This is a genomic window from Aureibaculum algae (assembly GCF_006065315.1).
GTDB classification, from domain to species: Bacteria; Bacteroidota; Bacteroidia; order Flavobacteriales; family Flavobacteriaceae; genus Aureibaculum; species Aureibaculum algae.
On sequence record NZ_CP040749.1, the window covers coordinates 1566562 to 1587339 of the forward strand.

The 20778-nt window shown below is 32.7% G+C and carries 17 protein-coding genes and 1 pseudogene; 6 read left to right on the forward strand and 12 right to left on the reverse strand.

The features are described from left to right. Positions 1 to 9: 9 nt before the first annotated feature. Genes FF125_RS06300 through FF125_RS06310 form a run of 3 tightly spaced genes read right to left on the reverse strand, consistent with a single transcriptional unit; the run spans position 10 to position 2028 of the window. On the reverse strand, positions 10 to 747 hold the full coding sequence (locus FF125_RS06300; protein WP_138948966.1) for an abortive infection system antitoxin AbiGi family protein: 738 nt from the start codon (positions 745 to 747) through the stop codon (positions 10 to 12). A 58-nt stretch (positions 748 to 805) separates the two neighbouring features. Then, positions 806 to 1657 (reverse strand): IS3 family transposase, encoded by an 852-nt coding sequence (locus tag FF125_RS06305; RefSeq protein WP_138948967.1) that lies wholly within the window; start codon positions 1655 to 1657, stop codon positions 806 to 808. Positions 1658 to 1662: 5 nt separating this feature from the next. Further along, positions 1663 to 2028 (reverse strand): transposase, encoded by a 366-nt coding sequence (locus tag FF125_RS06310; RefSeq protein ID WP_013870391.1) that lies wholly within the window; start codon positions 2026 to 2028, stop codon positions 1663 to 1665. Positions 2029 to 2238: 210 nt separating this feature from the next. Between FF125_RS06310 and FF125_RS22360 the strand changes: the two are divergent. Next, positions 2239 to 3745: pseudogene (locus tag FF125_RS22360) on the forward strand (IS1182 family transposase); the annotation flags it as partial. A gap of 181 nt (positions 3746 to 3926) precedes the next feature. Here FF125_RS22360 and FF125_RS06320 read toward each other — a convergent pair. The 4 genes from FF125_RS06320 to FF125_RS06335 form a co-directional block, all read right to left on the reverse strand. Then, complete coding sequence (locus FF125_RS06320; RefSeq protein WP_138948968.1) at positions 3927 to 4955, reverse strand: hypothetical protein; 1029 nt, start codon at positions 4953 to 4955, stop codon at positions 3927 to 3929. A 261-nt stretch (positions 4956 to 5216) separates the two neighbouring features. Continuing rightward, the gene (locus FF125_RS06325; protein WP_250629695.1) at positions 5217 to 5735 is read right to left on the reverse strand and encodes a GNAT family N-acetyltransferase; all 519 of its coding nucleotides are present in this window, start codon (positions 5733 to 5735) and stop codon (positions 5217 to 5219) included. A 190-nt stretch (positions 5736 to 5925) separates the two neighbouring features. Further along, positions 5926 to 6933, reverse strand: coding sequence for a UDP-N-acetylmuramate dehydrogenase (gene murB / locus FF125_RS06330; RefSeq protein WP_138948969.1), 1008 nt, complete (start codon positions 6931 to 6933; stop codon positions 5926 to 5928). Next, on the reverse strand, positions 6933 to 8123 hold the full coding sequence (locus FF125_RS06335; RefSeq protein WP_138948970.1) for a pyridoxal phosphate-dependent aminotransferase: 1191 nt from the start codon (positions 8121 to 8123) through the stop codon (positions 6933 to 6935). The genes murB and FF125_RS06335 overlap by 1 nt, the downstream gene beginning before the upstream one ends. Before the next feature lie 287 nt (positions 8124 to 8410). Here FF125_RS06335 and FF125_RS06340 point away from each other — a divergent pair, with 287 nt between their 5' ends. Next, positions 8411 to 9688: an aspartyl protease family protein gene (locus FF125_RS06340; protein WP_138948971.1), complete on the forward strand. Its 1278-nt coding sequence runs from the start codon at positions 8411 to 8413 to the stop codon at positions 9686 to 9688. Positions 9689 to 9878: 190 nt separating this feature from the next. On the opposite strand, the gene FF125_RS06345 is transcribed toward FF125_RS06340, so the two are convergent. After that, positions 9879 to 10340: a DUF1573 domain-containing protein gene (locus tag FF125_RS06345; RefSeq protein WP_138948972.1), complete on the reverse strand. Its 462-nt coding sequence runs from the start codon at positions 10338 to 10340 to the stop codon at positions 9879 to 9881. 114 nt (positions 10341 to 10454) lie between these two features. Between FF125_RS06345 and FF125_RS06350 the strand changes: the two genes are divergently transcribed. Beyond that, positions 10455 to 13106: a valine--tRNA ligase gene (locus FF125_RS06350; RefSeq protein ID WP_138948973.1), complete on the forward strand. Its 2652-nt coding sequence runs from the start codon at positions 10455 to 10457 to the stop codon at positions 13104 to 13106. A gap of 58 nt (positions 13107 to 13164) precedes the next feature. Next, positions 13165 to 13551, forward strand: a complete 387-nt coding sequence (locus FF125_RS06355; protein ID WP_138948974.1) for a hypothetical protein — start codon at positions 13165 to 13167, stop codon at positions 13549 to 13551. 47 nt (positions 13552 to 13598) lie between these two features. Here FF125_RS06355 and FF125_RS22090 read toward each other — a convergent pair whose 3' ends face one another. Further along, entirely contained in the window at positions 13599 to 13796 is a 198-nt protein-coding gene (locus FF125_RS22090) for a hypothetical protein (RefSeq protein ID WP_250629696.1), read from the reverse strand. An 85-nt stretch (positions 13797 to 13881) separates the two neighbouring features. Here FF125_RS22090 and FF125_RS06360 point away from each other — a divergent pair, with 85 nt between their 5' ends. After that, entirely contained in the window at positions 13882 to 14502 is a 621-nt protein-coding gene (locus FF125_RS06360; RefSeq protein ID WP_317129662.1) for an RluA family pseudouridine synthase, read from the forward strand. Here the strand turns inward: FF125_RS06360 and rluF are convergent, their stop codons facing one another. From rluF to FF125_RS06375, 3 genes are all read right to left on the reverse strand, one after another. Then, positions 14503 to 15234: a 23S rRNA pseudouridine(2604) synthase RluF gene (rluF, locus tag FF125_RS06365; protein ID WP_138948976.1), complete on the reverse strand. Its 732-nt coding sequence runs from the start codon at positions 15232 to 15234 to the stop codon at positions 14503 to 14505. Positions 15235 to 15319: 85 nt separating this feature from the next. After that, complete coding sequence (locus FF125_RS06370; protein WP_138948977.1) at positions 15320 to 16090, reverse strand: zinc ribbon domain-containing protein; 771 nt, start codon at positions 16088 to 16090, stop codon at positions 15320 to 15322. A 4-nt stretch (positions 16091 to 16094) separates the two neighbouring features. Continuing rightward, complete coding sequence (locus FF125_RS06375) at positions 16095 to 17189, reverse strand: Nif3-like dinuclear metal center hexameric protein (protein WP_138948978.1); 1095 nt, start codon at positions 17187 to 17189, stop codon at positions 16095 to 16097. Positions 17190 to 17445: 256 nt separating this feature from the next. Here FF125_RS06375 and FF125_RS06380 point away from each other — a divergent pair, with 256 nt between their 5' ends. Next, entirely contained in the window at positions 17446 to 20697 is a 3252-nt protein-coding gene (locus tag FF125_RS06380) for a S41 family peptidase (protein WP_138948979.1), read from the forward strand. Positions 20698 to 20778 lie beyond the last annotated feature (81 nt).

Sequence of the window (20778 nt, forward strand, 5' to 3'; positions counted from 1 at the left end):
ATAGTTTTTTTAAAAATCATTAATTATCCTTTCACAAGAAATAATTCTAGTAGTCAATCTATCAACTTCATCCATCGTGTAATTTTTGCCTTTTACTTGTCTAATATGGTTTATTAGTTCATTTATCTCACTTTCCTCTTTTACAATCAAATACATAATGTTGTTAGCATTGAAATAAAGTCTTTCATCTTTTAATTTATCATTTGCTTTTTGTTTTTTATCTGATGTATTATAATCTTCTTCATTTATAAAATCAGGAATTTCTCTATTCAAAGTCATTTTTGGAACAAATCTCCATTCTCTTTCATCAGCAAATCTATACTTTTCAATTTCTTCTGTTTTCCTAATAAGCTTGCCTTCATACTCCTTAGAAAGTCTTAGCAAGTCTATAATTGTTCCTTTATGTTTAAGGTCAATATTTTTATCGTCAAGAAATTCTTTGATATTTGCTCTAAAGTTTGTTGAAAATTCTGAATTTAAATTTTGATAAAAAACAGGGGAAAGCTTTTTTTCATTTGCCCAATCTTTACTTAAACCAATTCCATACTCTCCATATTTCTCAATGTGTTCTGTTATTTCTGATATTTTTATATCGCAAAAGGAAACCATTGGTACTGCAATTTTACCATCGTCTTTATCGTTTGGTAATTTTTCCAAGCAATACTTTAATTTGAAGTTATCTCTTAGGATATCAAATAGTGCATTTTTGTTGGTAAAATGGAAAAGGGTTGATGGTGAAATACTCATTTTCAATAGATGGTTTTAATGTCTAGTCCTGAAATATGGCTACAGGTTAATAATTAATTTAAGCTGATAATTTATATACCATATTTGGTGTTTTATAGTCTAAAGATAAGTGTAATCTTATTTCGTTGTATAAATTAATTGCATTTTTTGTAGCTCTCTTTGCGTGTTCCACGTTATCAAAGGTTTGGTCTAAGTAAAATTCGTCTTTTAAAATTCCGTTTACACGTTCTGCCATTGCGTTTTCGTAACAATGATTTTCTTCAGTCATACTAATATCTATCTTTTTTCTTTTGAGTATTTGTGTGTATACATTGCTACAATATTGTATTCCTCTGTCGGAATGATGAATAAGCTGTTTAATGTTTTTAGCTTGATAGATGGCTTTATTAAGAGCTCTTACACAACCTTTTAATTCCAAGCTATCACTTATGTCATACCCAACAATTTTCCTGGAATGCATATCTGTTATCAAAGCCAAGTAACAAAAGCCTTTTACAGTTCTAATATATGTAATGTCAGAGACCCATACTTGATTTGGTTTAGTAACTTCCATATCTTTTATAATGTTATTGTACTTGTAAAACCGATGATAAGAGTTGGTTGTTCTGGCACTAGTTTTCTTTCTAAGTGTTAGCATTTGGTGTTTTCTAAGGACATTAAATAGTGTATCTCTACCTACTTTAAGGTTGGCTTTTGTAAACTCGTTATCTAATGATTTAGTGAGTTTTCGAACACCTTCTCTAGGAAGGGATTTACGTCTTTTTCTAACAATTTCAATAATCTGTTGTTCTAGTTTTAAACGCATATCAGCTCTAGATTTGTATTTATAATAGGCATCACGTTTAAGTCCAAAACAACTTGCTATAGTAGATAAAGAAGCAAATCCCTTAGCTCTATTTCTAGTTTTAATAAATGCTAGATATTGAGTTTTTTTTTAAGCTGTTGAACATTTTTATAGCCTAGTTTTTCAGCTGCTACTTCAAGGTAAGATTCTTCTACCATAGCATCCAGATCCTTTTTAAGTAGAAGCTTTTTAAGCTTTTCATTCTCTTTTTGTAGTGCTTTAATTCTAGATATTTCGTCTTTTGTTTCCACTTTTACTCTGGTGTTCATTAAGTCTTTACGATTATACTTTTTAATCCACTCATTGACTGTTGTAGGTGCAATAGAATAGAGTTTACAAAGTTCGCTCTTTGTGTGTTTACCTTTACTAAGTTCATCCAGAATTTTTAGTTTAAAAGGTTCTGAATACCGTCTAATTACTTTGTCATTTTTATACATAATGTTTAAAATTATGTAGCCTATATTCAGGACGGGTCATAATAAAGCACAACGGTCTCGGCTATGAGTAGTTGCGTGGTTTAGCACTTAATTTACAAGTACACACCAAACTGAAAATCCGCAAGGATTTTCAGAAGTAGGCGAGGACAAGCAATTACTTATAGCCATTGTGCCTGTTGCACAAGTTAGTGATTTTTAGTATCTTGTATTATGCAAGGCAAAAAAAAATATCAAGAAAAACTGTTCACTCAATTTCTGATGAGTGATCGGATTCCCCCCGAGAATTTTTACAGACGTTTAAAGCAAGCATTGGACTTGCATTTCCTTTATGAATTGACGCGTTCTTATTATGGTGATAGCGGTCAAAAGAGCATTGACCCTACGGTGTTTTTTCCCCGAAGTCTCGGGGGTGTTTGGTTGGTTATTTAGAGAACATCATCAGCGATCGCCAGTTGATATCTCATTGTAGTTTGCGTATAGATATTTTATATTTTTTAGGCTATGATATTGATGAAGAACTACCATGGCATAGCACCATAAGTCGAACTCGTCAATTGTATCCTGAAGCTATTTTTGAAGAAGTATTTACAAGAGTTTTAATGATGTGTATTGAAAAAGGCATGGTAAGTGGGCATACTCAAGCGATAGATTCAGCTCCAGTCAAGGCGAATGCTTCCATGGATAGTTTAGAACTGAAAGTGCCAGAAGAAGAGTTGGAAGAGCATTTAAAAAAAATCCGTCAACTAAGTGCGATGGATAAGGACAAGCCAATACGTAAAGCCAAAACCAACAAAGCGACCCCATCACAAAAGACTGTATCAGCGAGCAAACAAGAACTGACAGCTATAAAGGGCAAAAACAAAAAGTGGTCAAAAGACCAAGACCAACGTCCAGGAGCGGGTAATAAAGGTAGTAAATACACCTCAAACAAAACCCATTATAGTCCAACTGACCCCGATGCAAAAATAAGTGTAAAACCGGGCAAGGCACGAAAGTTAAATTATATGAGCCAATTAAGTGTTGATACAGGGCATCATGTAATTACAGATATTAGAGCGTATATGGCCGATAAGAAAGATAGCCAATACTTGCAAGACATTGTACCAAGATTAAAGAATAGATTAAACAGACAAGGTTTGATATGGAAAAACTGTGTTGCGGACACAGGTTATAGCCCCGAAGCGTCGGGAGAGAAAATTATGCTTTTTTAGAAAAAATAGGTTTAACAAGTTACATACCGCCACATGGCACCTATAAAGGAGGTCCAGAAGGGTTTATTTATAACAAAACTTACGACCATTATATTTGCCCACACGGCAAGATAGTTCCCTTTAAAAAAGTATTTAATGATTACAGAACCCACACCAAGAAGAAGGAATATAGGATATCATCTAAAATATGTAGGGCCTGTCCAATGAAAAGGCAATGTTTAGGTAAAACGGCACAAGAAAAGAAGTTTTCGGTAACGTATTATAGAGAAGAATATGAACGCAATAACCAACGGGTAAACAGCAAACGAGGACGGTATATGAAATCTAAAAGGCAGAGTACAGTTGAACCTGTCTTTGGTACACTTACCCAATTTATGGGACTCAGAAAAATAAATACCGTTGGCATACAACAAGCTAATAAGGTGATGCACCTATCAGCAATCGCCTATAATTTAAAGAAATACCTAAAATTTACCAGTAAAGTAGTAAGAAGTGATGCCAAATCACTTACAACCTATTTAACTCAAAATATTAACAATATATGGGATAAAATAAGCTGGTATAACCTTTTTAAAAATATTCAATTGAGGTAGAAGATTAAATTACAGCCGTTCTTAAAATGGTTGAAATCAAGTCAATTATTGATTTAAAAGGGAGTTTTTACTGCTTGTGCAACGATTACTGTTGTTAGCGACAGTAATTTATTTCCCTTAATATTTTATCTTCCAATATTCCGTTTCTTATTTTGGTTTTTTTGATCCAATTTCCCAGACTATCATTTTCCGTTTTTATAATAATCTCGCTTTTGGAATTTCTACCATTTTGGCTCCAATCTGATGTTATCTTATCTGGTTTTCTTACTTCTATTAAAACACTGGTGGTATCCTGGTTTCTATTAAAGCTATATCGAATAACCTTTGTAGAATCCACGAATTTTTTGGTTATGATTTTATTATTATAATATCCCCAGCCGTACTCCTGAACAATTTTTGTTTCGCACTGGTTGTTAGTAATAGTTTTAATAATTTCTTCCAGTTCTCCTTTATCGTACTCTTTTCTAATTAAAATATCTCCTTGGGTTGAGTAACTAAAAGTAATACTGTCATTTGGATTTAAATGTTTTATATCTTCTGTTCCCGTGATACTTTTTGCTATAGTGATTCCAAATCCATTTTTAGTATTAACCTTGATGTGTTCAATCAGTCGATTATTCTCATCATATTTGAATTTACTATATGTCCTCAAAGTATCACGCATATAGTGCTCTTGTTTCGAAACTAATGTATCCAGAAACGTATTTATATAAGACTCATTCTTCTTGTCATCGAAATAAAAATTGGTTGAATTTGGATATTCGGAGTTATTCGAAAAATATTGAACTATTTGAAATTTTTTGCCGTCGTAATTTTTCCTGCTCACTTTGGTAATTCTGCCAAGTTTATCATAAAATATTTCTTGCCACGGGATAGAATCATTTTGAGTATAGCTCTCTCTCTTTATCACCTCTTTATCTTTATAAATTGCCAGATATTCTCTATAAATAGTGTCGGGTTTATTCTTGTTTTCATAAAAGTGAAAAGATTTAACCCTGATACTATGTACGCAGCCATTGTGATCTAAATCTCGGGCGGGTAAAACAAATCTTTCAATTGGTTGTTGCTGAGCATTTCCTATCGTGAATATGGTTAAAAAGATAACTGTTATTGTAATTTTCATTTTTATTGTCGCTAACTATTGTATAAACGCAATGCATTTATACCTGTTATGTTTATTATAGTTTTTCTTGTAATTACGTAGCTAAAGCGAACAGCACTTCAATTGGGGGTAGAGTAGGGTTTTATTTAGCGACTGTTTACCAAATGTAGCCATAAAATGGCAATAACACAAATGAAAAATTGAGAGGCTCTAGAGTTGAAAGTATACTGTGAAAAACTAGTGTGAATTACTTGTTTAACTATATTTCTTTGATGACTATTATTATGAGTACTTAAGAAACATTATGTGATTAGGATTTGATCGTGTTTCCGATAATTTGAAGTTATATTTTCCTGCAATCTTAAATCCTATTTTCGTATAAAAATGTATAGCTCTTTCATTTTCTTCCCACACTGCGAGCCAAATACCTTTTTGATTGTTCTTTTTTGATAATTGAATAATAAAATCAAAAAATTTCGAGCCTAGTTTTTGTCCATAAAATTCTTTTAAAAGATATAACCGGTCCAATTTAGTTACGTTTAACTCATTGATGTCTTTGTTAGGCGTACTGAATTCAATTTTTGAAAATCCCGCAGCTTTATCGTTGAAATAGATTATATGATATTGAATTTTCGTGTTTTCAAACTCTTTAGATATATGCTTTGTAGTGTAAGTTTTAGAAACAAAACTATTAATATCTTCCGTAGATGCACTGTTTCCGTGAGATTCTAAAAATGATTTTTTTCCAATTTTAGCAATTAATTCAGAATCCTCAATACTTGCTTTTACTATTTTAATCATCGGTGTAAACTTTCATAATTTTTCACGCACAATCTGTATTATCAATACGCTTACTATTTGACAACGTATCGCTCTATTTAACAAGAATCAAACGATGGTTTAAATGTGATCATTTTCAGAAGATGAAGTTGTAATAATAAGAAGATAAATTTAAAAAAAGAGAGCCTTTTTTTAAAAAGGTCAAAATGACTTAAATAATATTTACCTCGGCTTCAATAGCAATATTAAATTTATCAAAAACGGTTTTCTGAATTAATTTTGATAGAGCCAATACTTCTTTTCCGGTAGCATTACCATAATTAACCAATACCAAAGCTTGGTTTTTGTGGCTTCCAGTATTTCCAATCCGTTTGCCTTTAAATCCTGATTGTTCTACCAACCAACCTGCTGGCACTTTAATTTCCGTATCAGATACCTTATAATGAGGTACATCTGGAAATTTTTCTTGAAGTTTCTTAAACTCAGAAGCTAAAATAACAGGGTTCTTAAAAAAACTACCACTGTTCCCTAAATCTGCCGGGTCAGGTAATTTACTTTTTCTGATGGCGATTACGGCATCTGAAATATTTTTTATAGTGGGGTTTTCAATTCCGTTTTTTTTCAATTCCGCCTGAATAGCCCCATAAGAACTATTTAATTGATGTTTGTTTTTGGTAAGTTTGAAAAATACATTGGTAATAATATAGCGACCTTTCAATTGGTTTTTAAAAACGGAGTTTCTGTAGCCAAAGGCACACTCCGCATTGGTAAAAGTTCTTGTTTTGCCCGTTTCAATGGCTACGGCTTCAACAGTTAAACACGTGTCTTTTAGTTCAACACCATATGCACCAATATTTTGGATAGGAGCCGTACCCACATTACCAGGTATGAGTGACATGTTTTCAACACCTCCAAAATTATGAGCAATACACCACAATACAAATTGATGCCAGTTTTCACCAGCAGCTACTTTTACAATTACATCATTGTCACTTTGCTCAACAATTTCTATCCCTTTAAAGGCAATGTGAACAACTAATTTATCAATATTGTTTGTAAGCAAAACATTACTACCACCGCCAAGTATAAAAAAATCTTTTTCTTGTTCTAATAGATTACGCAAAGCTTCTATGCTTTCTATAGAAACAAATTGTTTGGCATTTACATCAATACCAAAAGTGTTATACGGCTGTAAAGAAATGTTTTGTTGAATTTGCATTAGTCTTTGTATACTTTTAAAGCTTCTTTTAATATTTGAACTGATTTTATTAAACTCTCTTTATTCAGTACATATGCAATTCTTACTTGGTTTAAACCCACACCAGGAGTAGAATAGAAGCCTGCTGCTGGTGCTACCATAATCGTTTCACCGTTAACATCAAAATCTTCTAAAAGCCATTGTGCAAAACGATCTGTGTTTTTTACAGGCAATTCGGCAATACAATAAAAGGCTCCTTTTGGAGTCCCTACTTTTACACCATCTATTTTTTGTAATTCAGAAATTAAAGTATTTCGTCTATCTACATATTCTGTGATTACAGCATCAAAATAACTTTGTGGTGTTTCTAAAGCCGCTTCACTGGCAATTTGAGCAAATGTAGGAGGACTTAAACGTGCTTGGGCAAATTTTAATGCCGTTTGTATTAAGGTCTTGTTTTTAGAGACTAAGCAACCAATACGTGCACCGCACATACTATAGCGTTTAGATACAGAGTCAATAACAATTGCATTTTCTTCTAAACCTTCTACTTGTAATATCGAATAATGTTCTAAACCATCATAAGTAAATTCTCTATACACTTCATCCGCAATTAAAAAGAGATCATGCTTTTTTACAATTGCAGCTAGTTTTTTTATTTCTTCTTTTGAGTATAAGTATCCTGTCGGATTGCCAGGGTTACAAATTAAAATAGCCTTTGTCTTTGGCGTAATTAATTTTTCAAATTCCTCGATAGGAGGTAAGGCAAAATTATCATCAATTTTAGAAACTACGGGTACAATAGTAACCCCTGAAGAGGTTGAAAATCCGTTATAGTTGGCATAAAAAGGTTCAGGTATAATTACTTCATCATCAACATCCATAATACTACCAAACGCAAAAAGAAGAGCCTCACTACCACCAGTAGTTACTATAATATCGTCATGTTTAACATGAATGTCATTTTTAGCATAATAATCAGCTATTTTTTGACGATACGTTTCAGAACCTTCTGATCTAGAATAGGCTAGAATTTCTAATGAGTTGTTTTTAACAGCGTCTAAGGCTATTTTAGGTGTTTTTATATCGGGTTGACCAATATTTAAATGATAAATGGTTTTACCTGCTTTTTGAGCTTTTTCAGCGTAAGGCACCAATTTTCGAATTGGTGATTGCGGCATTAAGCTTCCTTTTTTTGATACTATTGGCATAACTATAATTAAAAACTGTTTGTAGAACAAAATTGCAAAATTTTATTCAATTTCTACCTTAGAAAATAAAATATTAAAAGATCCTATTTTTAATGTTGCATAGCTACTAAAATTAAAGTTTTGAGTAGAGAAAGTAATCGTCAAATTGTTAAAAATTAGTTATTTAAAAAGTTAAAGTCTCAAAAAAATTGGAAATTATTGAATAATTCACTAAATTTAGAAACACATCAATTCATTTTACAAATTTGAAAGTCAGGTTTTTACATATTATTTTACTACTGTTTGTTATGAGTAACAGTTTTGCCCAAGATAAATTTAATATTCTGGGTAATAAGGATAGTTATGCCTTGTCTTTTAAAATGGTTAATAATTTAATTATTATTCCCATTGAAGTGAATGACGTAAAGTTGAATTTTTTATTAGATACGGGTGTTGATAATTCTTTACTGATCAATCTGAAATTAGAAGATTCGCTAAACCTTAATAATGTTGAAGAGATCCAATTAAGAGGGCTAGGAGAAGGTGATCATGTAAGTGCAGTGAAATCGGAAAATAACACTTTTAAATTGGGTAAGATTTTTAATGATAAGCATATGGTTTATGCGATACAAAGTGAAAATTTAGACCTATCTACACGTTTGGGTATTGATATTAACGGAATTATTGGTGGCGATTTATTTAGAGATTTTATTGTTGAAATTAATTATGCTACACAACGCGTAAAGTTTTATAATCCAGATACGTATACCTATAAAGATTGTAGACGCTGTGAAGATTTTGAATTGCATTTTTATAAAAACAAACCCTACATCTATGCATCTGTTGATGTTGATAAAGAAATACCTGTTAAATTATTAATAGATTCTGGAGGTAGCGATGCCTTATGGCTTTTTGATGAATCTAGTCTAGATATTTCTATTCCAGAAAAACACTTTAATGATTATTTAGGAAGAGGGTTGAGCGGTAATGTATATGGTAAACGAAGTAAGATTAAAAAAATAATGTTGGGTACTTATATTCTTAAAGATGCTAATGTAGCCTATCCTAATTATAGTTCTATTGAAAAAGCATATCGGCATGAAGAGAGAAATGGTTCATTAGGTTCAGAGATCTTAAAGCGGTTTAGAATTGTTTATGATTATCCAAACAAAAGATTGACTATTAAAAAACCATCTAAATATTTTAAAGATCCGTTCTTATATAATATGAGTGGTATTGAGTTGATGCATAACGGGAGTATGATGGTAAAGGAGCGGCAATCAGATATGTTAAAATCGGATTCTGAAAGTAGTGACCGTGCAACAGTTCAGATGGTATATAGTTATGTGTATGCTTTGAAACCATCGTATAAAATTGCAGAATTAAGAAAAGATTCACCAGCCTATCAAGCAGGTTTACAAGCAGGCGATATCGTTTTAGCAATTAACGGAAAGGCTTCTTATAATTACAAACTTCAAGAAATTACCTATTTGTTTTCAAGTAAAGAAGGTAAAAAGATAAAATTGTTAGTTGAGCGGAATGGCGTCGAATTAAACTTTGAGTTTAAACTTAAAAAACTCCTCTAAAAATATTGTTTTTTCCTATAAAATTAAAAAAGCGACCAATGTTGGTCGCTTTTATAGTATATAAAACTCTAAATTTAAAACTATTTTAATTTCTCTGAAAGCATTGTGGCTTTCACTTTCTACTTCATTTCTCCTTTAGGGAGTTTAGAAATGATTTTTCAATCAGTTTTAAATGAAGTAAAATAAAATTTTATTGTTCTGGTGTAGCAACCATACTTTTTTCATGGTTTTCTAACTTGGTTAGGCTACTTTCTTTTTTTACATTTCCTCGTACTGGTATAACAATTTTAGGTCTATCAGCATTAGAAGTAATTGTAATTGATTTCGCTATTTGGCCAACTCTGTTGGTGTCATACTTCACAGCTATTTCACCAGTTTGGCCTGGCATAATAGGTTCTTTTGGAGTAGAAGGTACTGTACAACCACAACTACCTGTTACTCTAGATATGATTAATGGTGATTTACCAACATTGGTAAATTTTAATAATCTAACGCCATCGGCATTCTTTTCAATTGAGCCAAAGTCAACGTTTTTTGTTGCAAACTTAAACTTTGGGGCATTAGGGTCTACTTTTGTTGCTGTAGTTTCCTCTTGGGCGTTTATTGATAAACTGATACACCCGATAAATAATAATACTGCTAATTTCTTCATTTTTATTTGTAATTTATTAAAGAATCAAAGATATAAAATTATAACGACTAATTTATTTTTGTATTGTTTAGAAATTGTAACTTTGCTAATTGTTTTCAAAAACTATACCAAAATATGAGTATTCCCTCTAAATATGATGCTAGCCAAGTAGAAAGTAAATGGTACAATTACTGGATGAAACACAATTATTTTCATTCAACTCCTAATGAAAAGGAACCATATACGATTGTAATTCCACCTCCAAATGTAACTGGAATTTTGCACATGGGGCATATGTTAAACAATACAATTCAAGATGTATTGGTAAGACGTGCACGTTTACAGGGTAAAAATGCGTGTTGGGTACCTGGTACAGATCATGCTTCTATTGCTACAGAAGCAAAAGTAGTTGCCAAATTAAAAGAGAATGGCATTCAAAAAAATGACCTGTCTCGTGAAGAATTTTTAAAGCATGCATGGGATTGGACTGATGAATATGGTGGTGTTATTTTAGAGCAATTAAAAAAATTAGGTTGTTCTTGTGATTGGGATAGAACCAAATTCACATTAGATGATGACATGAGTGAATCTGTTATTAAAGTTTTTATTGATTTATACAATAAAGGCATGATATACAGAGGTTTTAGAATGGTAAATTGGGATCCTGAAGCTAAAACTACCTTGTCAGATGAAGAAGTACATTACGAAGAACGTCAAGGAAACTTATATTATTTAGAGTATAACATTGTTGATAGTGATGAAAAAGTAACTATTGCTACTACACGTCCGGAAACCATTTTAGGGGATACCGCAATTTGTATTAATCCGAATGACGAGCGTTTTACGCATTTAAGAGGTAAAAAGGTAATTGTACCCTTGTGTGATCGAGTAATACCAATTATTGAAGATGAATATGTAGATATAGAGTTTGGTACGGGTTGTTTAAAAGTGACCCCTGCACATGATGAAAATGATAAAAATTTAGGAGATAAGCACAACTTAGAAGTTATTGATATTTTTAATGAAGATGCTACGTTAAATAGCTTCGGACTGCATTATCAAGGTAAAGATAGGTTTGTTGTAAGAAAAGAAATTTCTAAAGAATTAGAGGAAAAAGGCTTTTTGGTTAAAATAGAAAGTCATTTACATAAAGTTGGAACATCTGAGCGTACAAAGGCGGTTATTGAACCACGTTTGTCTGATCAGTGGTTCTTAAAAATGGAAGAATTAGCCAAGCCAGCGATAAAAGCGGTGTTAGAAAATGATGAGGTTAAGTTTTTTCCACAAAAATTTGAAAATACCTACAGACATTGGATGGAAAATATTCGCGATTGGAATATTTCTAGACAGTTATGGTGGGGCCAACGAATTCCGGCCTACTATTTTGGAGATGGTAAAGAAGATTTTGTAGTTGCTGAGAGTAGGGAAGAGGCTTTTGAAAAAGCAAAAGCTAAATTGGCGGTCAACTCGAGCGGAGTTGAGAGTTCATTGAAAATTGAAGACTTAAGACAAGATAATGATGTGTTGGATACCTGGTTTTCTTCTTGGTTATGGCCAATGAGTGTTTTTGATGGTATTCGTAATCCTGAAAATGAAGATATTCAATACTATTATCCAACCAATGATTTAGTAACAGGTCCAGATATTTTATTCTTTTGGGTAGCTCGTATGATTGTTGCGGGTTATGAGTTTAAAAATGAAAGACCGTTTGAGAATGTATATTTTACAGGATTAGTAAGAGATAAACAACGACGTAAAATGAGTAAGTCGTTAGGTAATTCGCCTGACGCTTTAAAATTGATTGAAGACTATGGTGCTGACGGTGTTCGTGTAGGTTTATTGTTAAGTGCAGCAGCAGGTAACGATTTAATGTTTGATGAGGCGTTGTGCCAACAAGGAAAGCAATTTGCCAATAAAATTTGGAATGCCTTTAGGTTGGTAACAGGTTGGGAAGTTGATGCAACTATTGAGCAACCTAACTCTAGTAAAATAGCTATTGAATGGTATGAAGCTACTTTTCAAGAGACATTGGTTGAAATTGAAGATCATTTTAGTAAATACAGACTTTCAGATGCCTTAATGGCAACCTATAAATTAATTTGGGATGATTTCTGCTCATGGTTACTAGAGATGGTAAAACCAAATTATGGTACACCTATTGATGCTGAAACTTATAAAAGTATCATTGCTATTTTTGAAAATAATTTAAAAATATTGCATCCGTTTATGCCGTTTTTAACGGAAGAAATTTGGCAATTTATAGAGGATAGGAGTCCTGAAGATGCATTAATTGTTGCCGAATGGCCTAAGAATGCAATTATAAATACGGATTTAATAAAACAGTTTGATTTCACTAAAGAGGTTGTTTCAGGTATTAGAAATATCAGAAAAGAGAAAAACATTTCTTTCAAAGAAAAAATCGGATTCTCGATATTAAACAACGAAAACTCAGCAACTATTTTTGATGATGTTATTCAAAAATTAGGAAATTTAGAAAGTATAGAAACCGTTAATGAAGCGGTGCAAGGAGCGTTAACCTTTAGAGTAAAATCGAATGAGTATTTTATTCCAATAGCTGGAGCTGTAAATGTTGAAGACGAAATTAAAAAACTAACCGAAGAGTTAAATTATACGGAAGGGTTTTTAAAATCGGTACAGAAAAAATTATCGAATGAACGTTTTGTTTCTAATGCACCAGATCAAGTAGTAGCAAGTGAAAAGCAAAAAGAAGCCGATGCTGTTGCTAAAATTGAAACGTTGAAAGCGAGTTTAGCTAGTTTAAAGTAGCTTGGCATAAATATGTTGAGCTAGGTTTTATTGTATTTTATTGTTGAAATAATCAAAAATGAAAATTAAAAAATTATTGCCCTTTATATTTGGATTAATTTTTACAACAATATCTTGTAGTTCGGATGATGTCGATTTGAATCCGAATTATCCTAGTGAGTTTATCAATACCTGGTTAGAATCCTATGAAGAATCCTATGGAATTTATAGACCCTCAGATTATAAAATATTCCCAGAATCAATATATCGACAGTCCTATACATTTATGATAAATAATGAATGTGAATACTTGGTGTTATCTCCAGTAGACGCTCATTATATTGAAAAAGGTTATTGGGAATACATTGAAAAAGATAACGTTATAAATATATATAATCCTGACAAGGAGTTGTTTAAAAAATTAAAAGTAACTTCAATTGCAGCTGAGCTGTTACAAATTGAATAAAAGCAAGTCCTTTTCGGTGTATGAAACACAGCTATTCTTAGTTAAATTTAAAACAAAATTAACCCAACAGAAATACATATTGTACCTGAACTTCCTACTCCAATAAGGTTACAGGAATATGGTGTTGGTATTTTTATCGCTGCATTAACGAAATCGGCTTTAAAGAAAGTAATTAAGAAAAAGTATGTCACGGTTAATGACATTATAGCAACTACAGGTACACTAATACATGGAGGTGAGTCCATTCGTTTAACCATACCCAAGGAAGTTACTCCGATTAAGAAACTTATCTTTTCGCTTACCGTTTTATTTGAAGATGAACACTTGGCTGTGCTTCATAAACCTGCAGGTATTTTAGTCAGTGGTAATAGTTTTAAAACGGTTGCCAACGCATTACCACAAAATATTAAATATAGTAACTTATCTGATGCTACTACACCACAACCCGTTCATCGCTTAGATTATGCAACTACGGGTATTTTATTGGTAGGAAAAACGAGCAGTAGTATTCGTGCTTTAAATAGAATGTTTGAAGATAAAAAGGTTGAGAAAACCTATTATGCCGTTACTATTGGTGAAATGAATAGTGATGGAAAAATCACGACTACAATTGATAGCAAACCATCACAATCGAATTATAAGAAACTAGATACTGTTTTCTCTGAGAGGTTTAAAAAACTTAATTTGGTTCAATTGGAGCCTAAAACAGGTAGAAGACATCAATTACGTAAACATCTGGCAAGTATTGATAATCCGATTCTTGGAGATGCTACTTATGGTATTGAAGACCTGATTTTGAAAGGTAAGGGGTTATATTTACATGCGTATTCGTTACGTTTTACACATCCCTTTACAAATAAACAAGTCTATTTTAAGGATGAATTTCCAGAACGGTTTCAAAAACTATTTAGTTCTAAAATTTCAGAAATTGTTGGTGGAAACAACAACTAATTAATCAATAGTCTTAGCCGAGTCAGCTACCAATCGATTAATCTCGTTCAGCTCTTTATCTGTTAAATAACGCCATTCACCAACGGGAGTGTCTAAAGTGATATTCATTATTCTTACACGCTTTAATTTAGTTACTCTATAGTCTAAATGCTCACACATTCTACGAATTTGTCGGTTCAAACCTTGCGTTAAAATAATGTTGAATTGACTCTTATTAAGTTGTACTATCTTACATTTACGAGTAACCGTATCTAAGATTGGAATACCATTACTCATTTTTTGAATAAAATCTTTGGTAATGGGTTTGTTAACCGTAACGATATATTCTTTTTCGTGATTGTTTCTAGCACGTAATATTTTATTTACGATATCACCATCGTTCGTTAAAAAGATAAGGCCTTCACTTGGCTTGTCTAATCTACCAATAGGAAAAATGCGAGAAGGATATTTAATATAATCTATAATATTATCTTTTTCTACACGCGAGTCAGTTGTACAAACAATACCAATGGGCTTATTAAAAGCAATGTAAACGGGTTTTTCTTTGGGCTCCGAAATGAGTTCACCATTTACTCTAACTTCATCTTCAGGGTTAATTTTAGTCCCCAATTCAGGAACACTACCATTAATGGTAACTCGACCTTCATTGATTAACTTATCCGCTGCTCTTCTAGAGCAATAACCTACTTCACTTAGGTATTTGTTTATGCGTGTTCCAGTATTTTCGCTCACTTGATTGTATTTATTTGCAAAATAAAAATAAAAAACCCATTGAGCAAAGTCAATGGGTTTTTAAATATTGAGTTGCGGTATGTTATTAAGAAAATAACTTTTCCATTTTTTGTTTTTCTTCAGCTGCTAATTGAGCATCTACTAAAATTCTACCACTATGTTCGTCAGTAGTAATTTTTTTACGTGTTGCAATTTCTACAATTTGCTGAGGTGGTATTGTAAAGAAAGATCCACCAGAAGCACCTCTTTCAACAGCTACCACTGCTAAACCATTTTTTACATTGGTTCTAATTCTTTTATATGCATTTAAAAGACGTTCATCTATCATTGCACTATATTCAGCAAATTTTTTGCCCAACATTTTCTCTTCTTTTTCGGTTTCAGCTAAAATAGCATCCAACTCACCTTTTTTATGCTTTAAGTGTGTGTTCTTATCTTTTAATTTTTCTTTAGCACCATCAATAATTACATTCTTGTGCTCAATTTTTACAGAAAATTCTTTAATGTGTTTTTCAGCTAATTCAATTTCAAGTTCTTGAAATTCAATTTCTTTACTGATTGAGTCAAACTCTCTGTTATTTCTAACATTTTTTTGCTGCGTAGTATATTTTTTAATAGCAGTCTTAGCTTCTTCAATCGTATTTTTTCTATTTTTAATACTTGTCTCCAAATTTTCAATATCATTATTGAAATTTGTTAACCTCGTATTTAAACCTTCAATTTCATCTTCTAAATCTTCAACTTCTAATGGTAATTCACCACGAGTGTTCTTAATTTCATCAATTCTAGAATCAATCAATTGTAGATCGTATAAAGCTCTTAATTTATCTTCTGCTGTTAATTCTTTTTTTGCCATTTGTTTATATGTAATTGATAGGATTTGTATTTGTTCCTGATAAAACGACTGCAAAATTACGGAATTTTTTTGTAAGATAATCTACCAAAAGATTTTTTGTGAACTGTTCACTCTCATAATGTCCAATGTCGGCTAAAATTATCTGATTTTCAGCCTTGTAAAAATCGTGATACTTAAAGTCTGCCGAAACGTATATGTCTGCACCAGAGTGTTTTGCGGCATCAATAGCGAAACTGCCAGATCCACCCAAAACGGCTACTTTTTTTATGGGTTTATTTAATAGACGTGAATGTCTAATTGCCTTTAAATTAAAGTTTTCTTTTAATAGAGATAAAAAGTCGGCTTCATTCATAGCTTCTGAAAGCTCACCTACCATACCCATACCAATATGTTGATGGCTATTATCTGTAGTAATAATATCATAGGCTACTTCTTCGTAAGGGTGTGTATTTAAAAGTGCTTTTAAAACAGCACTTTCTAGGTGTTTTTCAAAAATAACGCCAATAAACGTTTCTTTTTCTTGCTGTAAAATACCTTTTTTACCAATAACAGGGTTTGAATTTTCATTTCCTTTATAGGTTCCTAATCCACGAATGTTATAACTGCAATTTGTATAATTACCAATAGCTCCTGCACCAGCATCAAATAGGGCTCTACGTACTCTGTCAGCGACCTGATCAGGAACATACGTTGTTAATTTTTTTATGAATCCCGACTTTGGAAGTAAAATTTTAGTCTTTGTTAAATTCAATTTTTTAGCCATCATTGCAGAAACTCCTTTAACGGAATTGTCTAATGCTGTATGCATGCTATAAATAGCGATATCATTTTTTATGGCTTTTACTACAACACGTTCAACATAATTATTACCATTTATTTTTTTTAAACCCGAAAAAATAATAGGATGGAAGCTTACAATAAGATTACATTTCTTTGCGATAGCCTCATCAACCACAGTTTCTAACGTATCTAGTGTAACCAATATACCAGTTACCTCCGTTTGATAATTACCTACTAATAGACCTACATTATCAAAATCTTCGGCATACTGCAGTGGTGCAATTTCTTCGAGTGAATTGGTAATTTCTTTTATGGTCATATTCAAAAGTATTTCTAGAGATTAGTTGAAAGTCAAAGTTACTAAATAATGATGAAGAAATAATACTGTTGCGTTATGAAGAGATAAAGTAGTTGTCAGGAAAATTTGAATGTTTGATTTAAGATGCATCAATTTGTTTTTTACTGATGACCTTTCAGGTTCAGGGTTGGTGAAGTTTTGAATCTTTATAAATACGTACAAAATGCGTATATTATTTTTCACTAATTTAGTGTTTCTAATTTTACGAACCTTCCAGATGAAAAATTTACACCAATTAAGTTTGTTTTTAACCGTTGTTTTGGGTGCTGTATTAAGCAGTTATGCCCAACAAACAAAACTAATGACCTATCCCGCTTTAAGCGATAATCATATTGCTTTCGTCTATGCGGAAGACTTATGGGTGGCTAACAGAGATGGTTCTGAGCCGAGAAGATTAACAATTGATCATGGTATTGAGTCTAATCCTGTTTTTTCACCTGATGGAACTATGATTGCTTTTAATGCCGAATATGATGGCAATAGCGATGTTTTTATAGTTCCAGCAAAGGGGGGTGTTCCTAAAAGGTTGACATATCATCCATATAGGGAGTTGGTCAGAGATTTTACACCAGATGGTAAAAATGTGTTGTTTATCTCACAACGAAATACCCATACCAACCGTTTTGCACAGTTATATACAATTCCAATTGATGGTGGTCAGGTTGAACAGTTGCCTATACCAACAGCTTATCATGCCTCTTATTCTGATGATGGTAAGTCGATTGCATATACACCATTATCTGAGGCGTTTACGCAATGGAAGCATTACCGTGGTGGAAGAGTTTCTAGAATTTGGCTTTACGATACGGCTAGCCATAAGGTAGAAGAAATTGCAAAACCTGAAGGAGGAAGCAATGATACTAAACCACAATGGATGGATAATGTGGTGTATTTTAAAAGTGATAGAAATGGTGAATTCAACTTGTATAGTTACCAAACAGCTACTAAAGAAATTAAACAATTAACAGACTATAAAGATTTTCCGGTTTTGGATATTAATGCTCACAATGGAGCCGTTATTTTTGAACAAGCGGGATTATTACATATTTATGATGTCAGTTCAGATAAAGTAAATACACTAACTATAAATATTTCAACAGATTTATTAGAATTACGACCTCGTTTTGTTTCTGGGAGCGATTATATGCGGTCTTTATCAATTTCGCCTTCTGGGGCACGAGTGGTTGCCGATTTTAGAGGTGAAATTGTTACGGTACCTGCAAATAAAGGAGATGTTAAAAACTTGACGAACTCGGCAGGAACGCATGAGAAATTCCCGGAATGGTCACCTAATGGGAAGTTTATCGCTTATTTTTCTGATGATTCTGGTGAGTATGGCCTACATATTCAAAACATAAAAACGAATGCAATAACCAAAATTTCATTAAGTGGTACTGGGTTTTATGCTAATATTCATTGGTCTCCAGATAGTGAGAAATTGTGTTTTATAGACAATGGTAGGAATTTATATGTAGCAGAAATTTCTAATAAAAAAGTGGTTAAAATTGCCCAAGACGATAGGTTTGTGCCTGGCGATTTGCGTGAGCTTTTTGGCAGTTGGTCACATGATTCTAATTGGGTTGCCTATACCAAGATTATTGAAACGAGCTTTGAACAGGCCTTTTTGTATTCTACAGAAGCCAATAAATCGTATGCTGTGTCTGATGGACTTTCAAGTGTGTCAGAACCAATCTTTGATCCGAGTGGTAAGTATTTATATATGTTAGCTTCTACAGATGCTGGTCCCGTTGTTAATTGGTTTGATCAGTCTAACATAGATATGGAAATGAACTATTCTATTTATTTGGTCACACTTCAAAAGGAAGTTGTTTCACCATTGGCAAAAGAAAATGACGTTGAAGAAATAGCAGTGGCAGTAGAAGAGGAAAGCACAAAGGGTAAAGATAAAAAAGGTAAAAAAGAAAAAGAAGCGAAGCCCGTTTTAAAAATTGACTGGGAAGGATTACAACAACGCATCATTAGTTTGCCAATTGGTAAAGGATATTATTACAACCTGCAATCGCCAACTGAAGGAGAATTGTATTATGTGGCTTCCTCGTATCATTCCGACAAGTCTACCTTACAAAAATTTGATTTTAAAGACAGAGCATCAAAAGAATTATTTGAAGCGGGAGATTTTCAGATTTCCGCCAATGGCAAAAAAATGCTGTATCAAAATAAAGGGGCATGGTTTGTAGCAGATATTGGTGAAAAAGCGAAAGAAGCTCCTGTTAATTTTGGAGCCATAAGTGTAAAGATAAATCCCAAAGAAGAATGGAATAATATTTTTAACGAAGCTTGGCGTGTAAACCGTGATTATTTTTATGACCCAAATATGCATGGGGCGGACTGGAATGCCATGAAAGAAAAGTATAAACCATTTATAGAATATGCGAGCACCAAAGGAGATGTATATCGTGTTATGGAATGGATGTTTAGTGAAATTGCAGTCGGGCATCATCGATTTTCAAGTAGAGGAGACCATTTGAATAGTTCTGAACGGATTCAAGGAGGACTGTTAGGAGCCGATTATCAAATTAGCAATAATAGATATCAAATAAAAAAAATATATGGAGGTTTAAACTGGACACCTGATTTACGTTCACCTTTAACAGAGCCGGGTATAAATGTTGAAGAAGGCGACTATATCATTGCAGTAAATGGAAAAAATATTACGGCCGATGCTAATTTTTATAGCTTTTTTGAAAATACAGCGAATAAAATCACAGAGCTAACTATTAGTAAAACGGCTAATGGATCCAATGCAAGAGTTGTGAATGTTACACCTATCGCATATGACCTTGATTTACGCAATAGAGAATGGGTGGAAGGCAATATTAAAAAAGTAGATAAAGCAACGAATGGTCAAGTAGCTTATGTATATGTACCGAATACGGCAGGTGCAGGTCATGAGTATTTTAAACGTTACTTTTTTCCTCAAGCAACAAAGAAGGCTATTATTATTGATGAGCGTTACAATGGTGGAGGTTCTTTAGCCGATTATTATATCGATATTTTAAAGCGTCCGGAACAAGCTTATTGGAATTTTAGATATGGTAAAGATTTAAAATCGCCAAGTGCTTCTATTCAAGGTCCAAAAGTGATGATTACAGATGAGACAGCAGGTTCAGGTGGTGATTATTTACCTTGGATGTTTAGAAAATTTAAGTTGGGTACCATTGTAGGAAAACGTACTTGGGGCGGTTTAGTTGGAGTATTGGGTTATCCTGAGTTTATTGATGGAGGTATTGTTACAGCTCCTAATGTTGCTTTTTATACAAAAGACGGGTTTAGAGTTGAAAATGAAGGTGTAGCACCAGATATTGAAGTAGAACAATTACCAGAGTTAATCGTAAAGGGTCATGATCCTCAATTAGAAAAAGCCATTGAGGTTGCGTTAGAACAATTAAAGCAAAATCCACCCAAAGAAATGCAAACACCAGCGTATCCAAATAAGGTGAAGAATTAAGTGAAATCCAGATATATTTATGGAACCATATGTTAGTAAAGTAATTAATTATATAAAGGTTCATATATCGAAGATATTTTT

Bases quoted from the DNA above. Each gene is read 5' to 3' on its own strand.
- FF125_RS06300 (WP_138948966.1), bottom strand. From the start codon at position 747: ATGAGTATTTCACCATCAACCCTTTTCCATTTTACCAACAAAAATGCA.
- FF125_RS06310 (WP_013870391.1), bottom strand. From the start codon at position 2,028: ATGTATAAAAATGACAAAGTAATTAGACGGTATTCAGAACCTTTTAAA.
- FF125_RS06320 (WP_138948968.1), bottom strand. From the start codon at position 4,955: ATGAAAATTACAATAACAGTTATCTTTTTAACCATATTCACGATAGGA.
- FF125_RS06325 (WP_250629695.1), bottom strand. From the start codon at position 5,735: ATGATTAAAATAGTAAAAGCAAGTATTGAGGATTCTGAATTAATTGCT.
- murB (WP_138948969.1), bottom strand. From the start codon at position 6,933: ATGCAAATTCAACAAAACATTTCTTTACAGCCGTATAACACTTTTGGT.
- FF125_RS06335 (WP_138948970.1), bottom strand. From the start codon at position 8,123: ATGCCAATAGTATCAAAAAAAGGAAGCTTAATGCCGCAATCACCAATT.
- FF125_RS06340 (WP_138948971.1), top strand. From the start codon at position 8,411: ATGAGTAACAGTTTTGCCCAAGATAAATTTAATATTCTGGGTAATAAG.
- FF125_RS06345 (WP_138948972.1), bottom strand. From the start codon at position 10,340: ATGAAGAAATTAGCAGTATTATTATTTATCGGGTGTATCAGTTTATCA.
- FF125_RS06350 (WP_138948973.1), top strand. From the start codon at position 10,455: ATGAGTATTCCCTCTAAATATGATGCTAGCCAAGTAGAAAGTAAATGG.
- FF125_RS06355 (WP_138948974.1), top strand. From the start codon at position 13,165: ATGAAAATTAAAAAATTATTGCCCTTTATATTTGGATTAATTTTTACA.
- FF125_RS22090 (WP_250629696.1), bottom strand. From the start codon at position 13,796: ATGGACTCACCTCCATGTATTAGTGTACCTGTAGTTGCTATAATGTCA.
- FF125_RS06370 (WP_138948977.1), bottom strand. From the start codon at position 16,090: ATGGCAAAAAAAGAATTAACAGCAGAAGATAAATTAAGAGCTTTATAC.
- FF125_RS06375 (WP_138948978.1), bottom strand. From the start codon at position 17,189: ATGACCATAAAAGAAATTACCAATTCACTCGAAGAAATTGCACCACTG.
- FF125_RS06380 (WP_138948979.1), top strand. From the start codon at position 17,446: ATGAAAAATTTACACCAATTAAGTTTGTTTTTAACCGTTGTTTTGGGT.